Raw genomic sequence first — 18,105 nt, 5'->3', positions numbered from 1 at the left:
ATAGCAATGGAATTAGTATTGAAAGACGCGCAGAGCGCGCTGACTGTTTCCGAAACTACCTTCGGTCGTGATTTCAACGAAGCGCTGGTTCACCAGGTTGTTGTTGCTTATGCAGCTGGTGCTCGTCAGGGTACTCGTGCTCAGAAGACTCGTGCTGAAGTAACTGGTTCCGGCAAAAAGCCGTGGCGCCAGAAAGGTACCGGCCGTGCGCGTTCAGGTTCTATCAAGAGCCCGATCTGGCGTTCCGGTGGCGTGACCTTCGCTGCTCGCCCGCAGGACCACAGTCAAAAAGTTAACAAGAAGATGTACCGCGGCGCGCTGAAAAGCATTCTGTCCGAACTGGTACGTCAGGATCGTCTGATCGTTGTCGAGAAGTTCTCTGTTGAAGCGCCGAAAACTAAGCTGCTGGCACAGAAACTGAAAGACATGGCTCTGGAAGATGTGCTGATCATCACCGGTGAGCTGGACGAAAACCTGTTCCTGGCTGCGCGCAACCTGCATAAGGTTGACGTACGCGATGCAACTGGTATCGACCCGGTTAGCCTGATCGCCTTCGACAAAGTCGTAATGACTGCTGATGCTGTTAAGCAAGTTGAGGAGATGCTGGCATGATTCGTGAAGAACGTCTGCTGAAGGTGCTGCGTGCACCGCACGTTTCTGAAAAAGCGTCTACTGCGATGGAAAAAACTAACACCATCGTTCTCAAAGTTGCTAAAGACGCGACCAAAGCAGAGATCAAAGCTGCTGTGCAGAAACTGTTTGAAGTCGAAGTCGAAGTCGTTAACACCCTGGTTGTTAAAGGGAAAGTTAAACGTCACGGACAGCGTATCGGTCGTCGTAGCGACTGGAAAAAAGCTTACGTCACCCTGAAAGAAGGCCAGAATCTGGACTTCGTTGGCGGCGCTGAGTAAGTCGGAGGAGTAATACAATGGCAGTTGTTAAATGTAAACCGACATCTCCGGGTCGTCGCCACGTCGTTAAAGTGGTTAACCCTGAGCTGCACAAGGGCAAACCTTTTGCTCCGTTGCTGGAAAAAAACAGCAAATCCGGTGGTCGTAACAACAATGGCCGTATCACCACTCGTCATATCGGTGGTGGCCACAAGCAGGCGTACCGTATTGTTGATTTCAAACGCAACAAAGATGGTATTCCGGCAGTTGTTGAACGTCTTGAGTACGATCCGAACCGTTCCGCGAACATCGCGCTGGTTCTGTACAAAGACGGTGAGCGCCGTTACATCCTGGCCCCTAAAGGCCTGAAAGCTGGCGACCAGATCCAATCTGGCGTTGATGCTGCAATCAAACCAGGCAACACCCTGCCGATGCGCAATATCCCGGTTGGTTCTACCGTTCATAACGTAGAAATGAAACCAGGTAAAGGCGGTCAGCTGGCACGTTCCGCTGGTACTTACGTTCAGATCGTTGCGCGTGATGGTGCTTATGTCACCCTGCGTCTGCGTTCTGGTGAAATGCGTAAAGTCGAAGCAGACTGCCGTGCAACTCTGGGCGAAGTTGGCAATGCTGAGCATATGCTGCGCGTTCTGGGTAAAGCAGGTGCTGCACGCTGGCGTGGTGTTCGTCCGACCGTTCGCGGTACCGCGATGAACCCAGTCGATCACCCACATGGTGGTGGTGAAGGTCGTAACTTTGGTAAGCACCCGGTAACTCCGTGGGGCGTTCAAACCAAAGGTAAAAAGACCCGCAGCAACAAGCGTACTGATAAATTCATCGTACGTCGCCGTAGCAAATAATTTTAGAGGATAAGCCATGCCACGTTCTCTCAAGAAAGGTCCTTTTATTGACCTGCACTTGCTGAAGAAGGTAGAGAAAGCGGTGGAAAGCGGAGACAAGAAGCCCCTGCGCACTTGGTCCCGTCGTTCAACGATCTTTCCTAACATGATCGGTTTGACCATCGCTGTCCATAATGGTCGTCAGCACGTTCCAGTATTCGTAACCGATGAAATGGTCGGTCACAAACTGGGTGAATTCGCACCGACTCGTACTTATCGCGGCCACGCTGCTGATAAAAAAGCGAAGAAGAAATAAGGTAGGAGGAAGAGATGGAAACTATCGCTAAACATCGCCATGCTCGTTCTTCTGCTCAGAAGGTTCGCCTTGTTGCTGACCTGATTCGCGGTAAGAAAGTGTCGCAGGCTCTGGATATTCTGACCTACACCAATAAGAAAGCGGCTGTACTGGTCAAGAAGGTACTGGAATCTGCCATTGCTAACGCTGAACACAACGATGGCGCTGACATTGACGATCTGAAAGTTACGAAAATTTTCGTAGACGAAGGCCCGAGCATGAAGCGCATTATGCCGCGTGCAAAAGGTCGTGCAGATCGCATCCTGAAGCGCACCAGCCACATCACTGTGGTTGTGTCCGATCGCTGAGACTCTGGAGACTAGCAATGGGTCAGAAAGTACATCCTAATGGTATTCGCCTGGGTATTGTAAAACCATGGAACTCTACCTGGTTTGCGAACACCAAAGAATTCGCTGACAACCTGGACAGCGATTTTAAAGTACGTCAGTACCTGACTAAGGAACTGGCTAAAGCGTCCGTATCTCGTATCGTTATCGAGCGTCCGGCTAAGAGCATCCGTGTGACTATTCACACTGCTCGCCCGGGTATCGTTATCGGTAAGAAAGGTGAAGACGTAGAAAAACTGCGTAAGGTCGTGGCGGATATCGCTGGCGTTCCTGCACAGATCAATATCGCCGAAGTTCGTAAGCCTGAACTGGACGCAAAACTGGTTGCTGACAGCATCACTTCACAGCTGGAACGTCGTGTTATGTTCCGTCGTGCGATGAAGCGTGCTGTACAGAACGCCATGCGTCTGGGCGCTAAAGGGATTAAAGTTGAAGTTAGCGGCCGTCTGGGCGGCGCGGAAATCGCACGTACCGAATGGTACCGCGAAGGTCGCGTACCGCTGCACACTCTGCGTGCTGACATTGACTACAACACCTCTGAAGCGCACACCACTTACGGTGTAATCGGCGTTAAGGTATGGATCTTCAAAGGCGAGATCCTGGGTGGTATGGCTGCTGTTGAACAACCGGAAAAACCGGCTGCTCAACCTAAAAAGCAGCAGCGTAAAGGCCGTAAATAAGGAGCGTCGCTGATGTTACAACCAAAGCGTACAAAATTCCGTAAAATGCACAAAGGCCGTAACCGCGGTCTGGCTGCTGGCGCGGATGTTAGCTTCGGCAGCTTCGGTCTGAAAGCTGTTGGCCGTGGTCGTCTGACTGCCCGTCAGATCGAAGCAGCACGTCGTGCTATGACCCGTGCAGTTAAGCGTCAAGGTAAGATCTGGATCCGTGTATTCCCGGACAAACCGATCACTGAAAAGCCGCTGGCAGTGCGTATGGGTAAAGGTAAAGGTAACGTGGAGTATTGGGTTGCCTTGATTCAGCCGGGTAAAGTCCTGTATGAAATGGACGGCGTACCGGAAGAGCTGGCCCGTGAAGCATTCAAGCTGGCAGCAGCGAAACTGCCGATTAAAACCACCTTTGTAACTAAGACGGTGATGTAATGAAAGCAAAAGAGCTGCGTGAGAAGAGTGTTGAAGAGCTGAACACCGAGCTGCTGAATCTGCTGCGTGAGCAGTTCAACCTGCGTATGCAGGCTGCAAGTGGCCAGCTGCAACAGTCTCACCTGTTGAAGCAAGTGCGTCGTGATGTCGCACGCGTTAAGACTTTACTGACTGAGAAGGCGGGTGCGTAATGACCGATAAAATCCGTACTCTGCAAGGTCGCGTTGTTAGCGACAAAATGGAGAAATCCATTGTTGTTGCTATCGAACGTTTTGTGAAACACCCGATCTACGGTAAATTCATTAAGCGTACGACCAAACTGCACGTACATGACGAGAACAACGAATGCGGTATCGGTGACAAGGTTGAAATCCGTGAATGCCGTCCGCTGTCCAAGACTAAGTCCTGGACGCTGGTTCGCGTTGTAGAGAAAGCGGTTCTGTAATACAGTACGCGTTCTCAACGAATAAACGGCTCAGCGATGGGCCGTTTATTTTTTCTACCCATATCCTGAGAGCGGTGTTATAATGCCGCGCCCTCGATATGGGGCTTTTTTAACGACCTGATTTCGGGTCTCAGTAGTAGTTGACATTAGCGGAGCACTAAAATGATCCAAGAACAGACTATGCTGAACGTCGCCGACAACTCCGGTGCACGTCGCGTAATGTGTATCAAGGTTCTGGGTGGCTCGCACCGTCGCTACGCAGGCGTAGGCGACATCATCAAGATCACCATCAAAGAAGCAATTCCGCGTGGTAAGGTCAAAAAAGGTGATGTGCTGAAGGCGGTAGTGGTGCGCACCAAGAAGGGTGTTCGTCGCCCGGACGGTTCTGTCATTCGCTTCGATGGTAATGCATGCGTTATTTTAAACAATAACAGCGAGCAGCCTATCGGTACGCGTATTTTTGGGCCGGTAACTCGTGAGCTTCGTAACGAGAAGTTCATGAAAATTATCTCTCTGGCACCAGAAGTACTCTAAGGAGCGAATCATGGCAGCGAAAATCCGTCGTGATGACGAAGTTATCGTGTTAACCGGTAAAGATAAAGGTAAACGCGGTAAAGTTAAGAATGTCCTGTCTTCCGGCAAGGTCATCGTTGAAGGTATCAACCTGGTTAAGAAACACCAGAAGCCGGTTCCGGCTCTGAACCAACCAGGCGGCATTGTAGAGAAAGAAGCAGCTATTCAGATCTCTAACATTGCACTCTTCAATGCGGCAACCGGTAAGGCTGACCGTGTAGGCTTTAGATTCGAAGACGGCAAAAAAGTCCGTTTCTTCAAGTCTAACAGCGAAACTATCAAGTAATTTGGAGTAGTACGATGGCGAAACTGCATGATTACTACAAAGACGAAGTAGTTAATAAACTCATGACTGAGTTTAACTACAATTCTGTCATGCAAGTCCCTCGGGTCGAGAAGATCACCCTGAACATGGGTGTTGGTGAAGCGATCGCTGACAAGAAACTGCTGGATAACGCAGCAGCTGACCTGACAGCAATCTCCGGTCAAAAACCGCTGATCACCAAAGCACGCAAATCTGTTGCAGGCTTCAAAATCCGTCAGGGCTATCCGATCGGCTGTAAAGTAACTCTGCGTGGCGAACGCATGTGGGAGTTCTTTGAGCGCCTGATCACTATTGCTGTACCGCGTATCCGTGACTTCCGTGGCTTGTCCGCTAAGTCATTCGATGGTCGTGGTAACTACAGCATGGGTGTCCGTGAGCAGATCATCTTCCCAGAAATCGACTACGATAAAGTCGACCGCGTTCGTGGTTTGGATATTACCATTACCACTACTGCGAAATCTGACGAAGAAGGCCGTGCTCTGCTGGCTGCCTTTGACTTCCCGTTCCGCAAGTAAGGTAGGGTTACTGAATGGCTAAGCAATCAATGAAAGCACGCGAAGTAAAACGCGTAGCTTTAGCTGATAAATACTTCGCGAAACGCGCTGAACTGAAAGCGATCATCTCTGATGTGAACGCTTCCGACGAAGATCGTTGGAACGCTGTTCTTAAGCTGCAGTCTCTGCCGCGTGATTCCAGCCCGTCTCGTCAGCGTAACCGCTGCCGTCAAACAGGTCGTCCACATGGTTATGTGGGCAAGTTCGGGTTGAGCCGTATCAAGCTACGTGAAGCCGCTATGCGCGGTGAAGTACCAGGCTTGAAAAAGGCTAGCTGGTAATTGTCACCAATTGAATCACGGGAGTAAAGACAGATGAGCATGCAAGATCCGATCGCGGATATGCTGACCCGTATCCGTAACGGTCAGGCCGCGAACAAAGCTGCGGTCACCATGCCTTCCTCCAAGCTGAAAGTGGCAATTGCCAACGTGCTGAAGGAAGAAGGTTTTATTGAAGATTTTAAAGTTGAAGGCGACACCAAGCCGGAACTGGAACTGACTCTTAAGTATTTCCAGGGTAAAGCTGTTGTAGAAAGCATTCAGCGTGTCAGTCGCCCAGGTCTGCGCATCTACAAACGTAAAGATGAGCTGCCGAAAGTTATGGCGGGTCTGGGTATCGCGGTTGTTTCTACCTCTAAAGGTGTTATGACTGATCGTGCAGCGCGCCAGGCTGGTCTTGGTGGCGAAATTATCTGCTACGTAGCCTAATCGGAGGAAAAAATGTCTCGTGTTGCTAAAGCACCGGTCGTTGTTCCTGCCGGCGTTGATGTAAAAATCAACGGTCAGGTTATTACGATCAAAGGTAAAAACGGCGAGCTGACTCGTACTCTCAACGATGCTGTTGAAGTTAAACATGCAGATAATGCTCTGACCTTCGGTCCGCGTGATGGTTACGTAGACGGTTGGGCTCAGGCTGGTACCGCGCGTGCCCTGCTGAACTCAATGGTTATCGGTGTTACCGAAGGCTTCACTAAGAAGCTGCAGCTGGTTGGTGTAGGTTATCGTGCAGCGGTTAAAGGGAACGTAGTAAACCTGTCTTTAGGTTTCTCACACCCTGTTGACCATCAACTGCCGGCAGGGATTACTGCAGAATGTCCGACTCAAACTGAAATCGTGCTGAAAGGCGCTGATAAGCAGGTGATCGGCCAGGTTGCAGCAGATCTGCGTGCCTACCGTCGTCCTGAGCCTTACAAAGGCAAGGGTGTTCGTTACGCCGACGAAGTCGTGCGTACCAAAGAGGCTAAGAAGAAGTAAGGTAACACTATGGATAAGAAATCTGCTCGTATCCGTCGTGCGACCCGCGCACGCCGCAAGCTCAAAGAGCTGGGCGCAACTCGCCTGGTGGTACATCGTACCCCGCGTCATATTTACGCACAGGTAATTGCACCGAACGGTTCTGAAGTTCTGGTAGCTGCTTCTACTGTAGAAAAAGCTATCGCTGAACAACTGAAGTACACCGGTAACAAAGACGCGGCTGCAGCTGTGGGTAAAGCTGTCGCTGAACGCGCTCTGGAAAAAGGCATCAAAGATGTGTCCTTTGACCGTTCCGGGTTCCAATATCATGGTCGTGTCCAGGCACTGGCAGATGCTGCCCGTGAAGCTGGCCTTCAGTTCTAAGGTAGAGGTGTAAGATGGCTCACATCGAAAAACAAGCTGGCGAACTGCAGGAAAAGCTGATCGCGGTAAACCGCGTATCTAAAACCGTAAAAGGTGGTCGTATTTTCTCCTTCACAGCTCTGACTGTTGTTGGCGATGGTAACGGTCGCGTTGGTTTTGGTTACGGTAAAGCGCGTGAAGTTCCAGCAGCGATCCAGAAAGCGATGGAAAAAGCCCGTCGCAATATGATTAACGTCGCGCTGAACAACGGCACCCTGCAACACCCGGTTAAAGGTGTTCACACGGGTTCTCGTGTATTCATGCAGCCAGCTTCCGAAGGTACCGGTATCATCGCCGGTGGTGCAATGCGCGCCGTTCTGGAAGTTGCTGGGGTTCATAACGTTCTGGCTAAAGCATATGGTTCCACCAACCCGATTAACGTGGTTCGTGCAACTATTGATGGCCTGGAAAATATGAATTCTCCAGAAATGGTCGCTGCCAAGCGTGGTAAATCCGTTGAAGAAATTCTGGGGAAATAAACCATGGCAAAGACTATTAAAATTACTCAAACCCGCAGTGCAATCGGTCGTCTGCCGAAACATAAGGCAACGCTGCTTGGCCTGGGTCTGCGTCGTATTGGTCACACCGTAGAGCGCGAGGATACTCCTGCTGTTCGTGGTATGGTCAACGCGGTTTCCTTCATGGTTAAAGTTGAGGAGTAAGAGATGCGTTTAAATACTCTGTCTCCGGCCGAAGGCTCCAAAAAGGCGGGTAAACGCCTGGGTCGTGGTATCGGTTCTGGCCTCGGTAAAACCGGTGGTCGTGGTCACAAAGGTCAGAAGTCTCGTTCTGGCGGTGGCGTACGTCGCGGTTTCGAGGGCGGCCAGATGCCTCTGTATCGTCGTCTGCCGAAATTCGGCTTCACTTCTCGTAAAGCAGCGATTACAGCCGAAGTTCGTCTGTCTGACCTGGCTAAAGTAGAAGGCGGTGTTGTAGACCTGAACACGCTGAAAGCGGCTAACATTATCGGTATCCAGATCGAGTTCGCGAAAGTGATCCTGGCTGGTGAAGTCACTACTCCGGTAACTGTTCGTGGTCTGCGTGTTACTAAAGGCGCTCGTGCTGCTATCGAAGCTGCTGGCGGTAAAATCGAGGAATAAGTAGCAGATGGCTAAACAACCGGGATTAGATTTTCAAAGTGCCAAAGGTGGCTTAGGCGAGCTGAAACGCAGACTGCTGTTTGTTATCGGTGCGCTTATCGTGTTCCGTATTGGCTCTTTCATTCCGATCCCTGGTATTGATGCCGCTGTACTTGCCAAACTGCTTGAGCAACAGCGAGGCACCATCATTGAAATGTTTAACATGTTCTCTGGTGGTGCTCTCAGCCGTGCTTCTATCTTTGCCCTGGGTATTATGCCGTACATTTCGGCATCAATTATTATCCAGCTGCTGACAGTGGTTCATCCAACGTTGGCGGAAATTAAGAAAGAAGGGGAGTCTGGTCGTCGTAAGATCAGCCAGTACACCCGCTACGGTACTCTGGTGCTGGCAATATTCCAGTCGATCGGTATTGCTACCGGTCTGCCGAATATGCCTGGTATGCAAGGCCTGGTTATGAACCCGGGCTTTGCATTCTATTTCACCGCTGTTGTCAGTCTGGTCACAGGGACAATGTTCCTGATGTGGTTGGGCGAACAGATTACTGAACGTGGTATCGGTAACGGTATCTCGATCATTATCTTCGCCGGTATTGTCGCGGGACTCCCGCCAGCCATTGCCCATACTATCGAGCAAGCGCGTCAAGGCGACCTGCACTTCCTCGTGTTGCTGTTGGTTGCAGTATTAGTATTTGCAGTGACGTTCTTTGTTGTATTTGTTGAGCGTGGTCAACGCCGCATTGTGGTAAACTACGCGAAACGTCAGCAGGGTCGTCGTGTCTATGCTGCACAGAGCACACATTTACCGCTGAAAGTGAATATGGCGGGGGTAATCCCGGCAATCTTCGCTTCCAGTATTATTCTGTTCCCGGCAACCATCGCGTCATGGTTCGGGGGCGGGACTGGTTGGAACTGGCTGACAACAATTTCGCTGTATTTGCAGCCTGGGCAACCGCTTTATGTGTTACTCTATGCGTCTGCAATCATCTTCTTCTGTTTCTTCTACACGGCGTTGGTTTTCAACCCGCGTGAAACAGCAGATAACCTGAAGAAGTCCGGTGCATTTGTACCAGGAATTCGTCCGGGAGAGCAAACGGCGAAGTATATTGATAAAGTAATGACCCGCCTGACTTTAGTTGGTGCGCTCTACATTACCTTTATCTGCCTGATCCCGGAGTTCATGCGTGATGCAATGAAAGTACCGTTCTACTTTGGTGGGACCTCACTGCTTATCGTTGTTGTCGTGATTATGGACTTTATGGCTCAAGTGCAAACTCTGATGATGTCTAGTCAGTACGAGTCTGCATTGAAGAAGGCGAACCTGAAAGGCTACGGCCGATAATTGGTCGCCCGAGAAGTTACGGAGAGTAAAAATGAAAGTTCGTGCTTCCGTCAAGAAATTATGCCGTAACTGCAAAATCGTTAAGCGTGATGGTGTCATCCGTGTGATTTGCAGTGCCGAGCCGAAGCATAAACAGCGCCAAGGCTGATTTATTCGCATATTTTTCTTGCAAAGTTGGGTTGAGCTGGCTAGATTAGCCAGCCAATCTTTTGTATGTCTGTACGTTTCCATTTGAGTATCCTGAAAACGGGCTTTTCAGCATGGTGCGTACATATTAAATAGTAGGAGTGCATAGTGGCCCGTATAGCAGGCATTAACATTCCTGATCAAAAACATGCTGTGATCGCATTAACGTCGATCTACGGCATCGGTAAGACCCGTTCTAAAGCTATTCTGGCTGCAGCGGGTATCGCTGAAAATGTTAAGATCAGTGAGCTGTCTGAAGGACAAATCGACACGCTGCGTGACGAAGTTGCCAAATTTGTCGTTGAAGGTGATCTGCGCCGTGAAATCAGCATGAGCATCAAGCGCCTGATGGATCTTGGTTGCTATCGCGGTTTGCGTCATCGTCGTGGTCTGCCAGTGCGCGGTCAGCGTACTAAGACCAACGCACGTACCCGTAAGGGTCCGCGCAAACCGATCAAGAAATAATCGGGGTGATTGAATAATGGCAAAGGCACCAATTCGTGCACGTAAACGTGTAAGAAAACAAGTCTCTGACGGCGTGGCTCATATCCATGCTTCTTTCAACAACACCATCGTGACTATCACTGATCGTCAGGGTAACGCGCTGGGTTGGGCAACAGCCGGTGGTTCCGGTTTCCGTGGTTCTCGCAAATCTACTCCGTTCGCAGCTCAGGTTGCAGCAGAGCGTTGCGCTGACGCCGTAAAAGAATACGGTATCAAGAATCTGGAAGTTATGGTTAAAGGTCCGGGTCCAGGCCGCGAATCTACTATTCGTGCTCTGAACGCCGCTGGTTTCCGCATCACTAATATTACTGATGTGACTCCGATCCCTCATAACGGTTGTCGTCCGCCGAAAAAACGTCGCGTATAACGCCTCGTTTTCCAGGTTTGTTGGAGAAAGAAAATGGCAAGATATTTGGGTCCTAAGCTCAAGCTGAGCCGTCGTGAGGGCACCGACTTATTCCTTAAGTCTGGCGTTCGCGCGATCGATACCAAGTGTAAAATTGAACAAGCTCCTGGCCAGCACGGTGCGCGTAAACCGCGTCTGTCTGACTATGGTGTGCAGTTGCGTGAAAAGCAAAAAGTTCGCCGTATCTACGGTGTGCTGGAGCGTCAGTTCCGTAACTACTACAAAGAAGCAGCACGTCTGAAAGGCAACACTGGTGAAAACCTGTTGGCTCTGCTGGAAGGTCGTCTGGACAACGTTGTATACCGTATGGGCTTCGGTGCCACTCGTGCAGAAGCACGTCAGCTGGTTAGCCATAAAGCAATTATGGTAAACGGTCGTGTTGTTAACATCGCTTCTTATCAGGTTAGTCCGAATGACGTTGTTAGCATTCGTGAGAAAGCGAAGAAGCAGTCTCGCGTGAAAGCCGCTCTGGAGCTGGCTGAGCAGCGTGAAAAGCCAACCTGGCTGGAAGTTGATGCTGGCAAGATGGAAGGTACGTACAAGCGTAAGCCTGAGCGTTCTGATCTGTCTGCGGACATTAACGAACACCTGATCGTCGAGCTTTACTCCAAGTAAAGCTTAGTACCAAAGAGAGGACACAATGCAGGGTTCTGTGACAGAGTTTCTAAAACCGCGCCTGGTAGATATCGAGCAAGTGAGTTCGACGCACGCCAAGGTGACCCTTGAGCCTTTAGAGCGTGGCTTTGGCCATACTCTGGGTAACGCACTGCGCCGTATTCTGCTCTCATCGATGCCGGGTTGCGCGGTGACCGAGGTTGAGATTGATGGTGTACTACATGAGTACAGCACCAAAGAAGGCGTTCAGGAAGATATCCTGGAAATCCTGCTCAACCTGAAAGGGCTGGCGGTGAGAGTTCAGGGTAAAGATGAAGTTATTCTTACCTTGAATAAATCTGGCATTGGCCCTGTGACTGCAGCCGACATTACCCATGATGGGGATGTCGAAATCGTCAAGCCGCAGCACGTGATCTGCCACCTGACCGATGAGAACGCGTCTATTAGCATGCGTATCAAAGTTCAGCGCGGTCGTGGTTATGTGCCGGCTTCTACCCGAATTCATTCGGAAGAAGATGAGCGCCCAATCGGCCGTCTGCTGGTCGACGCATGTTACAGCCCTGTAGAGCGTATTGCCTACAATGTTGAAGCAGCGCGTGTAGAACAGCGTACCGACCTGGACAAGCTGGTCATCGAAATGGAAACCAACGGCACAATCGATCCTGAAGAGGCGATTCGTCGTGCGGCGACCATTCTGGCTGAACAACTGGAAGCTTTCGTTGACTTACGTGATGTACGTCAGCCGGAAGTGAAAGAAGAGAAACCAGAATTCGATCCGATCCTGCTGCGCCCTGTTGACGATCTGGAATTGACTGTCCGCTCTGCTAACTGCCTTAAAGCAGAAGCTATCCACTATATCGGTGATCTGGTACAGCGTACTGAGGTTGAGCTTCTTAAGACGCCTAACCTTGGTAAAAAATCTCTTACTGAGATTAAAGACGTGCTGGCTTCCCGTGGACTGTCTCTGGGCATGCGCCTGGAAAACTGGCCACCGGCAAGCATCGCTGACGAGTAACCGGATCACAGGTTAAGGTTTTACTGAGAAGGATAAGGTCATGCGCCATCGTAAGAGTGGTCGTCAACTGAACCGCAACAGCAGCCATCGCCAGGCTATGTTCCGCAACATGGCAGGTTCACTGGTTCGTCATGAAATCATCAAGACGACCCTGCCTAAAGCGAAAGAGCTGCGTCGCGTAGTTGAGCCGCTGATTACTCTTGCCAAGACTGATAGCGTAGCTAATCGTCGTCTGGCATTCGCCCGCACTCGTGATAACGAGATCGTGGCAAAACTGTTTAACGAGCTGGGCCCGCGTTTCGCGAGCCGCGCCGGTGGTTACACTCGCATTCTGAAGTGTGGCTTCCGTGCAGGTGACAACGCGCCGATGGCATACATCGAGCTGGTTGATCGCTCTGAATCGAAAGCAGAAGCTGCTGCAGAGTAATCTGTAGTAACGTAAAAAAACCCGCCCCGGCGGGTTTTTTTATATCCTCAGTACCCCCACTTATCTACAATATCTGTACTCTTTTTGTTCATCCCCTGGAGTCGTCTATGTGGTTACTGGACCAGTGGGCAGAGCGCCATATCACTGATGCGCAGAAAAACGGTGAGTTTGAGAATCTTCATGGTGCTGGCGAGCGGCTGGTTCTGGATGATGATTCGCATGTACCTGTTGAGTTACGGGCCGGTTATCGTTTATTAAAAAATGCAGGCTGCCTTCCGCCTGAGCTGGAGCAGCGAAAAGAAGCCATCCAGTTACTGGATCTGCTGAAAGGCCTGAGGCAGGATGATCCTCAGTATCATGAAGTGAGCCGGCGTTTGTCACTCCTGGAACTGAAGTTGCGGCAGGCTGGTCTAAGCACTGAATTTCTACGTGGTGAGTACGCGGATAAGTTGCTGCTTAAAATTAATGACAATTAAGGCGTGGATATGTATCGCATTGGTGAGTTAGCAAAGCTCGCGGACGTAACTCCTGATACGATCCGCTACTATGAAAAGCAACAGATGATGGAACATGAAGTCCGCACGGAAGGGGGATTCCGGTTGTATACGGAAAAGGATCTTCAGCGGCTAAAATTCATCCGCTATGCCCGACAGCTCGGGTTTACCCTCGAGTCGATCCGTGAGTTGTTGTCGATCCGCATCGATCCCGAACATCATACCTGTCAGGAATCAAAAGGGATCGTGCAGGAGCGACTGAAAGAAGTCGAAGCGCGCATTGCCGAACTGCAAAGCATGCAGCGTTCATTGCAGCGTCTGAACGATGCCTGCTGTGGTACTGCGCATAGCAGCGTGTACTGCTCAATCCTGGAAGCCCTGGAACAGGGAGCCAGTGGAGTGAAGTTAGGTTGTTGATTTATCAAACTGGTGGGACTACACTCCCGCCGTTAAACCACAAACAGGAGCTATTATGAGTCGTTATCAGCATACAAAAGGGCAGATAAAGGACAATGCCATTGAGGCATTATTACATGATCCACTCTTCAGACAGCGTATTGAAAAGAATAAGAAAGGTAAGGGAAGTTATTTACGTAAAGGGAAACATGGTAATCGGGGTAACTGGGAGGCCAGTGGCAAGAAAGTGAATCACTTTTTTACCACTGGCCTTCTGTTTTCAGCGGTCTATTAAGAACGATTGTTCTGTTCTTTAAGCAGGTCACGGATCTCAGTGAGCAAGACTTCTTCTTTCGTCGGCGCAGGTGCAGCAGCCGGCTCTTCTTTCTTACGATTGAGTTTATTGATGAGCTTAATTGCCATGAAAATAGCAAATGCCACAATCACAAAGTCGAAGATGTTCTGAATAAACACCCCATAGTGCATCACAACGGCAGGGATATCTCCCTGTGCATCGCGCAGCGTGACGGCAAACTGTTTAAAATCGATACCACCAATTAGCAAACCGAGCGGCGGCATAATGATATCGGCAACCAGTGACGATACAATTTTACCGAATGCCGCACCGATAATGACACCCACTGCCAAATCGACAACGTTCCCGCGCATCGCGAATTCGCGAAACTCTTTAATAATGCTCATTATATTCTCCCTATGCAGCTGACGTTAATAAGTTTAACAAATGTTAAGATATTTTCCATTTAAGTATTTAGATTAATAGTACGAATTAATCCTTGATAAATCAGGGGAATTAAAAGGGTGCGAATAATGCACCCTTCAATGTTAAAGGAAGAAAGGGCTAGGCTGGAATAAGCGCTCGACGTCGGTAATAAACTTTTTATCTGTCAGAAACATAATGACGTGATCGCCTTGTTCGATGCGTAAGTTGTCATTGGCAATCATCACATCGTTACCACGCACTACGGCACCAATAATCGTGCCCGGTGGCAGTTTGATCTCGTCAATGACCCGCCCGACAACGCGCGAAGTACTTTCATCGCCGTGAGCGACGGCTTCAATCGCTTCCGCGACGCCACGACGCAATGAAGAGACGCCAACGATATCTGCTTTTCGCACATGGCTGAGCAGCGCGGAGATAGTAGCCTGCTGAGGTGAAATGGCAATATCAATGACGCTGCCCTGCACCAGATCCACATAAGCACGACGCTGAATTAACACCATGACCTTTTTCGCGCCCATGCGCTTAGCCAGCATCGCGGACATGATATTGGCTTCGTCATCGTTGGTGACGGCGATGAACAGATCGACCTGATCGATATGTTCTTCAGCCAGCAACTCCTGATCAGAGGCGTCACCGAAGAAGACGATTGTATTCTGTAGTTTTTCGGCCAGCTCAGCAGCGCGTTGTTGATCGCGTTCGATCAATTTCACGCTGTAATCTTTCTCAAGACGACGTGCCAGACCGGCTCCGATGTTACCGCCGCCAACCAGCATGATGCGCTTGTAAGGTTTTTCGAGGCGTTGCAACTCGCTCATCACCGCGCGGATGTGCTGGGAGGCTGCAATAAAGAAGACTTCGTCACCCGCTTCCACGATAGTGGAACCCTGTGGGCGAATCGGTCTGTCATGACGGAAAATCGCCGCCACGCGCGTATCAATATGCGGCATATGCTCCCGCATTGTTGAAAGTGCGTTCCCGATCAGCGGGCCGCCGTAATAGGCTTTTACCACTGCCAGACTCACTTTACCTTCCGCAAAGTTGACGACCTGTAACGCGCCAGGATACTCAATCAATCGATAAATACTGTCGATGACGAGCTGCTCGGGCGCGATCAGGTGATCGATAGGTACGGCTTCTGAGTGGAACAGTTTGTCCGCATCACGAACATAATCAGGAGAGCGGATACGGGCAATTCGGTTCGGTGTGTTGAACAGCGAATAGGCTACCTGGCAGGCAACCATATTCGTTTCATCGGAGCTGGTCACAGCAACCAGCATATCCGCATCATCCGCACCGGCTTCGCGCAACACGCGTGGGTGTGAACCATGCCCCTGAACGACACGCAGATCGAACTTATCCTGCAGGCTGCGCAGACGTTCGCCGTTGGTATCGACCACGGTGATGTCGTTGTTCTCGCCGACCAGATTCTCAGCCAGCGTTCCTCCCACTTGTCCTGCGCCCAGAATGATTATTTTCATCAGTCGTGACCCGTTATCCCATCACTTTTTGATTAGCTTAGCGTAAAAGAAGCCATCACCGCCTTCTGCATCCGGCAGATTTTGCAGGCCCGGTGCTTCAGGCGTTCCTGTTTCGCTAAGCGTGGCATCCGCTGTGCGCTGCAAGAAGGCTTGAATCTGCAGGCTGTTCTCTTCCGGCAACACTGAACAGGTGGCATACACCAGCGTGCCGCCAGATTTTAAATGCGGCCAGACGGCATCAAGAATTTCAGCCTGCAGCTTTGCCAGCTCTGCAATATCACGATCCCGGCGTAGCCATTTGATATCCGGATGGCGACGGATAACCCCGGTTGCGGAGCAGGGCGCATCTAAAAGGATGCGATCAAACTGCTGCTCGCCGCACCACTGAGAAGGATAACGCCCGTCACCATGTTTGACTGTCGCTTTCATCCCGAGGCGTTTCAGATTGTCATAAACACGAGAGAGTCGTTGTTCATCCACATCAACTGCCATCACGTCTGCTTCAGGAGCAGCTTCGAGAATGTGGGTCGTTTTACCGCCTGGTGCAGCGCAAAGATCTAAAATGTGTTCGCCGTTTTGCGGAGTAAGAAAGGCTATGCATCCCTGCGCGGAGGCGTCCTGTACGGTGATCCATCCTTCATCGAATCCCGGTAGCGCATGGACTGGCGCTGGCGATTCCAGCCGCACGGCATCTGGGTAGTCTGGATGGGGGAAACCTTTCATCCCGGCGTCTTCGAGCAGTGCAAGCCAACTGTCGCGCGAGTGATGTGTGCGATTCACGCGTAACCACATCGGTGGCCGCTGATTGTTGGCGTCGACAATGGTTTCCCATTGAGTGGGATACGCTTTTTGCAGGCGCTTCAGCAGCCAGGAAGGATGGAGAAAACGCGCTTCGCTGTTGTCGAATTCTGCCAGCAGTTCTTCCTGCTGGCGCTGGAACTGTCGCAGGACGCCGTTTATCAACCCTTTAAGCTGCGGGCGCTTTATCGCCACTGCACCTTCGACCGTTTCCGCCAGCGCAGCATGAGGAGGAATACGGGTATGCAGTAATTGATAGAATCCCACCATTATCAGGTAGTGCACGGTGCGCTGTTTCCCCGTCATCGGACGGGACATCAATTTGTTGATCAGCCAGTCAAGTTGCGACAGCGTGCGCAGAACGCCAAAACAGAGTTCTTGTAATAGTGCTTTGTCTTTATCGGAGACTTTTTGTTGTAGCGGCGGCAGGACATTGCTCAGTGAATGCCCCTGCTCGACGACCTGTTCAACGGCCTGGGCCGCCATACTGCGTAAGTTAAGTTTCTTATTCATAACCGCAAAAATAAAAAGGCCCGGCAACACCGGGCGTAATCAGAAGTGACCGTCAGGCCAGACGGTTGCCAGGAATGAACCATTCCCGACGTGAATTTAGAAGGTCCTGGGCGCTCATCGCTTTTTTCCCGGCGGGTTGCAGTGAGAGCAAGTTCAGAATTCCGTTGCCAGTCGCGACCTGAATGCCTTGTTTTGTGGCTTCAAGGATAGTACCGGGCTCTGCCTTCGTCGGCGAGTCTATCACGGATGCCTGCCAGACTTTTACCGGCTGGCCATCAATTTCCAGCCAGCTCATTGGCCAGGGATTAAATGCGCGAATGCAGCGTTCCAGTTGCGCCGCAGAAAGTGACCAGTCGATGCGTGCTTCTTCTTTGCTGAGTTTCTCAGCATGGGTGACCTGCGCTTCGTTCTGTACTTCAGGATTAGTACGACCTTCCGCTAACTGCTTCAGCGTTTCAATCAGACCCTGCGGGCCAAGATCTGCTAGCTTGTCGTACAGCGTACCGCTGGTGTCCTGCGCGGTGATGGGGCAGGCGAGTTTGTAGAGCATATCGCCGGTATCCAGACCTACGTCCATCTGCATGATGGTGACACCCGTTTCAGCATCGCCCGCCCAGAGCGAACGTTGAATGGGGGCCGCACCACGCCAGCGCGGGAGCAGGGAACCATGCACGTTAATGCAGCCGAGACGCGGCATTTCCAGCACAGCTTTCGGTAGAATCAGGCCATACGCTACGACGACCATAACGTCTGCGTTCAGGTCAGAAACCAGATGCTGGTTTTCCTGTGGACGCAAGGAGACAGGTTGGAAAACCGGAATGCCTTTTTCTTCCGCCAGGACTTTTACCGGGCTCGGCATCAGTTTTTTGCCCCGCCCTGCCGGACGGTCTGGTTGCGTAAACACGCCGACGACGTCATGTCCGGAAGACAACAGCGCGTCCAGATGACGCGCTGCAAAGTCAGGTGTACCCGCAAAAATAATACGTAGTGAGTCTGACACGTTGAT

The 18,105-nt window shown here is 50.9% G+C and carries 33 protein-coding genes; 29 read left to right on the top strand and 4 right to left on the bottom strand.

Going from position 1 to position 18,105, the window contains the following annotated elements; translation table 11 throughout:
- Positions 1-6: 6 nt before the first annotated feature.
- From rplD to arfA, 29 genes are all read left to right on the top strand, one after another.
- Positions 7-612 carry a 50S ribosomal protein L4 gene (gene rplD / locus I6L53_RS20730; protein ID WP_000424395.1) on the top strand — a complete coding sequence of 202 codons (606 nt, stop codon included), beginning with the start codon at positions 7-9 and terminating at the stop codon, positions 610-612.
- Positions 609-911, top strand: a complete 303-nt coding sequence (gene rplW, locus I6L53_RS20725) for a 50S ribosomal protein L23 (RefSeq protein WP_000617546.1) — start codon at positions 609-611, stop codon at positions 909-911. The genes rplD and rplW overlap by 4 nt, the downstream gene beginning before the upstream one ends.
- Positions 912-928: 17 nt before the next feature.
- Complete coding sequence (gene rplB / locus I6L53_RS20720; RefSeq protein ID WP_000301864.1) at positions 929-1,750, top strand: 50S ribosomal protein L2; 822 nt, start codon at positions 929-931, stop codon at positions 1,748-1,750.
- Positions 1,751-1,766: 16 nt separating this feature from the next.
- Positions 1,767-2,045: a 30S ribosomal protein S19 gene (rpsS, locus tag I6L53_RS20715; protein WP_001138117.1), complete on the top strand. Its 279-nt coding sequence runs from the start codon at positions 1,767-1,769 to the stop codon at positions 2,043-2,045.
- Between the two features lie 14 nt (positions 2,046-2,059).
- A complete protein-coding gene (gene rplV / locus I6L53_RS20710; RefSeq protein WP_000447529.1) occupies positions 2,060-2,392 on the top strand; it encodes a 50S ribosomal protein L22 in 333 nt (110 codons plus the stop codon).
- A 17-nt stretch (positions 2,393-2,409) separates the two neighbouring features.
- Complete coding sequence (gene rpsC, locus I6L53_RS20705; protein ID WP_000529945.1) at positions 2,410-3,111, top strand: 30S ribosomal protein S3; 702 nt, start codon at positions 2,410-2,412, stop codon at positions 3,109-3,111.
- 12 nt (positions 3,112-3,123) lie between these two features.
- The gene (gene rplP / locus I6L53_RS20700; RefSeq protein ID WP_000941208.1) at positions 3,124-3,534 is read left to right on the top strand and encodes a 50S ribosomal protein L16; all 411 of its coding nucleotides are present in this window, start codon (positions 3,124-3,126) and stop codon (positions 3,532-3,534) included.
- Complete coding sequence (rpmC, locus tag I6L53_RS20695; RefSeq protein WP_000644742.1) at positions 3,534-3,725, top strand: 50S ribosomal protein L29; 192 nt, start codon at positions 3,534-3,536, stop codon at positions 3,723-3,725. The genes rplP and rpmC overlap by 1 nt, the downstream gene beginning before the upstream one ends.
- Positions 3,725-3,979: a 30S ribosomal protein S17 gene (gene rpsQ, locus I6L53_RS20690; RefSeq protein ID WP_002438707.1), complete on the top strand. Its 255-nt coding sequence runs from the start codon at positions 3,725-3,727 to the stop codon at positions 3,977-3,979. Before rpmC ends, rpsQ begins: the two co-directional genes overlap by 1 nt.
- Positions 3,980-4,141: 162 nt before the next feature.
- Positions 4,142-4,513, top strand: a complete 372-nt coding sequence (gene rplN / locus I6L53_RS20685; RefSeq protein ID WP_000613954.1) for a 50S ribosomal protein L14 — start codon at positions 4,142-4,144, stop codon at positions 4,511-4,513.
- Positions 4,514-4,523: 10 nt separating this feature from the next.
- A complete protein-coding gene (gene rplX / locus I6L53_RS20680; RefSeq protein WP_035894981.1) occupies positions 4,524-4,838 on the top strand; it encodes a 50S ribosomal protein L24 in 315 nt (104 codons plus the stop codon).
- A 14-nt stretch (positions 4,839-4,852) separates the two neighbouring features.
- Positions 4,853-5,392, top strand: coding sequence for a 50S ribosomal protein L5 (gene rplE / locus I6L53_RS20675; RefSeq protein ID WP_001096206.1), 540 nt, complete (start codon positions 4,853-4,855; stop codon positions 5,390-5,392).
- Between the two features lie 14 nt (positions 5,393-5,406).
- Positions 5,407-5,712 carry a 30S ribosomal protein S14 gene (gene rpsN, locus I6L53_RS20670; RefSeq protein WP_001118929.1) on the top strand — a complete coding sequence of 102 codons (306 nt, stop codon included), beginning with the start codon at positions 5,407-5,409 and terminating at the stop codon, positions 5,710-5,712.
- Between the two features lie 33 nt (positions 5,713-5,745).
- Entirely contained in the window at positions 5,746-6,138 is a 393-nt protein-coding gene (rpsH, locus tag I6L53_RS20665; RefSeq protein WP_000062611.1) for a 30S ribosomal protein S8, read from the top strand.
- A gap of 12 nt (positions 6,139-6,150) precedes the next feature.
- Positions 6,151-6,684 (top strand): 50S ribosomal protein L6, encoded by a 534-nt coding sequence (rplF, locus tag I6L53_RS20660; protein ID WP_012135817.1) that lies wholly within the window; start codon positions 6,151-6,153, stop codon positions 6,682-6,684.
- 9 nt (positions 6,685-6,693) lie between these two features.
- Complete coding sequence (gene rplR, locus I6L53_RS20655) at positions 6,694-7,047, top strand: 50S ribosomal protein L18 (protein WP_000358956.1); 354 nt, start codon at positions 6,694-6,696, stop codon at positions 7,045-7,047.
- Positions 7,048-7,061: 14 nt separating this feature from the next.
- Positions 7,062-7,565: a 30S ribosomal protein S5 gene (rpsE, locus tag I6L53_RS20650; RefSeq protein ID WP_000940121.1), complete on the top strand. Its 504-nt coding sequence runs from the start codon at positions 7,062-7,064 to the stop codon at positions 7,563-7,565.
- Positions 7,566-7,568: 3 nt separating this feature from the next.
- Positions 7,569-7,748 carry a 50S ribosomal protein L30 gene (rpmD, locus tag I6L53_RS20645; protein WP_001140434.1) on the top strand — a complete coding sequence of 60 codons (180 nt, stop codon included), beginning with the start codon at positions 7,569-7,571 and terminating at the stop codon, positions 7,746-7,748.
- Positions 7,749-7,751: 3 nt separating this feature from the next.
- Complete coding sequence (rplO, locus tag I6L53_RS20640; RefSeq protein WP_001238917.1) at positions 7,752-8,186, top strand: 50S ribosomal protein L15; 435 nt, start codon at positions 7,752-7,754, stop codon at positions 8,184-8,186.
- 7 nt (positions 8,187-8,193) lie between these two features.
- The gene (gene secY / locus I6L53_RS20635; RefSeq protein WP_001118864.1) at positions 8,194-9,525 is read left to right on the top strand and encodes a preprotein translocase subunit SecY; all 1,332 of its coding nucleotides are present in this window, start codon (positions 8,194-8,196) and stop codon (positions 9,523-9,525) included.
- Positions 9,526-9,556: 31 nt separating this feature from the next.
- Complete coding sequence (gene rpmJ, locus I6L53_RS20630; RefSeq protein WP_000868187.1) at positions 9,557-9,673, top strand: 50S ribosomal protein L36; 117 nt, start codon at positions 9,557-9,559, stop codon at positions 9,671-9,673.
- A gap of 146 nt (positions 9,674-9,819) precedes the next feature.
- Complete coding sequence (gene rpsM, locus I6L53_RS20625) at positions 9,820-10,176, top strand: 30S ribosomal protein S13 (protein ID WP_012908431.1); 357 nt, start codon at positions 9,820-9,822, stop codon at positions 10,174-10,176.
- A 16-nt stretch (positions 10,177-10,192) separates the two neighbouring features.
- On the top strand, positions 10,193-10,582 hold the full coding sequence (gene rpsK, locus I6L53_RS20620; RefSeq protein ID WP_001029684.1) for a 30S ribosomal protein S11: 390 nt from the start codon (positions 10,193-10,195) through the stop codon (positions 10,580-10,582).
- Positions 10,583-10,615: 33 nt separating this feature from the next.
- A complete protein-coding gene (rpsD, locus tag I6L53_RS20615; protein WP_000135226.1) occupies positions 10,616-11,236 on the top strand; it encodes a 30S ribosomal protein S4 in 621 nt (206 codons plus the stop codon).
- 25 nt (positions 11,237-11,261) lie between these two features.
- Positions 11,262-12,251: a DNA-directed RNA polymerase subunit alpha gene (locus I6L53_RS20610; RefSeq protein ID WP_001162094.1), complete on the top strand. Its 990-nt coding sequence runs from the start codon at positions 11,262-11,264 to the stop codon at positions 12,249-12,251.
- Between the two features lie 40 nt (positions 12,252-12,291).
- A complete protein-coding gene (rplQ, locus tag I6L53_RS20605; protein WP_001216372.1) occupies positions 12,292-12,678 on the top strand; it encodes a 50S ribosomal protein L17 in 387 nt (128 codons plus the stop codon).
- 107 nt (positions 12,679-12,785) lie between these two features.
- Complete coding sequence (locus I6L53_RS20600; RefSeq protein WP_042326262.1) at positions 12,786-13,154, top strand: DnaJ family domain-containing protein; 369 nt, start codon at positions 12,786-12,788, stop codon at positions 13,152-13,154.
- 9 nt (positions 13,155-13,163) lie between these two features.
- Positions 13,164-13,589: a Zn(2+)-responsive transcriptional regulator gene (gene zntR / locus I6L53_RS20595; RefSeq protein WP_042326263.1), complete on the top strand. Its 426-nt coding sequence runs from the start codon at positions 13,164-13,166 to the stop codon at positions 13,587-13,589.
- A 55-nt stretch (positions 13,590-13,644) separates the two neighbouring features.
- Complete coding sequence (arfA, locus tag I6L53_RS20590; RefSeq protein WP_042326265.1) at positions 13,645-13,863, top strand: alternative ribosome-rescue factor ArfA; 219 nt, start codon at positions 13,645-13,647, stop codon at positions 13,861-13,863.
- Here the strand turns inward: arfA and mscL are convergent.
- The 4 genes from mscL to fmt all read right to left on the bottom strand — a co-directional run bounded on the left by mscL (position 13,860) and on the right by fmt (position 18,099).
- A complete protein-coding gene (gene mscL / locus I6L53_RS20585; protein WP_042326268.1) occupies positions 13,860-14,270 on the bottom strand; it encodes a large-conductance mechanosensitive channel protein MscL in 411 nt (136 codons plus the stop codon). The two genes, arfA and mscL, sit on opposite strands and share 4 nt — an antisense overlap.
- Positions 14,271-14,411: 141 nt before the next feature.
- Positions 14,412-15,788, bottom strand: a complete 1,377-nt coding sequence (gene trkA, locus I6L53_RS20580) for a Trk system potassium transporter TrkA (RefSeq protein WP_012908437.1) — start codon at positions 15,786-15,788, stop codon at positions 14,412-14,414.
- 21 nt (positions 15,789-15,809) lie between these two features.
- Entirely contained in the window at positions 15,810-17,099 is a 1,290-nt protein-coding gene (rsmB, locus tag I6L53_RS20575) for a 16S rRNA (cytosine(967)-C(5))-methyltransferase RsmB (RefSeq protein WP_042326288.1), read from the bottom strand.
- A gap of 52 nt (positions 17,100-17,151) precedes the next feature.
- Positions 17,152-18,099: a methionyl-tRNA formyltransferase gene (gene fmt, locus I6L53_RS20570; protein ID WP_042326270.1), complete on the bottom strand. Its 948-nt coding sequence runs from the start codon at positions 18,097-18,099 to the stop codon at positions 17,152-17,154.
- Between the last annotated feature and the right edge of the window lie 6 nt (positions 18,100-18,105).

Source organism: Citrobacter farmeri (genome assembly GCF_019048065.1).
Taxonomy (GTDB): domain Bacteria; phylum Pseudomonadota; class Gammaproteobacteria; order Enterobacterales; family Enterobacteriaceae; genus Citrobacter_A; species Citrobacter_A farmeri.
This window is presented reverse-complemented; position numbering and strand designations above follow the sequence as displayed.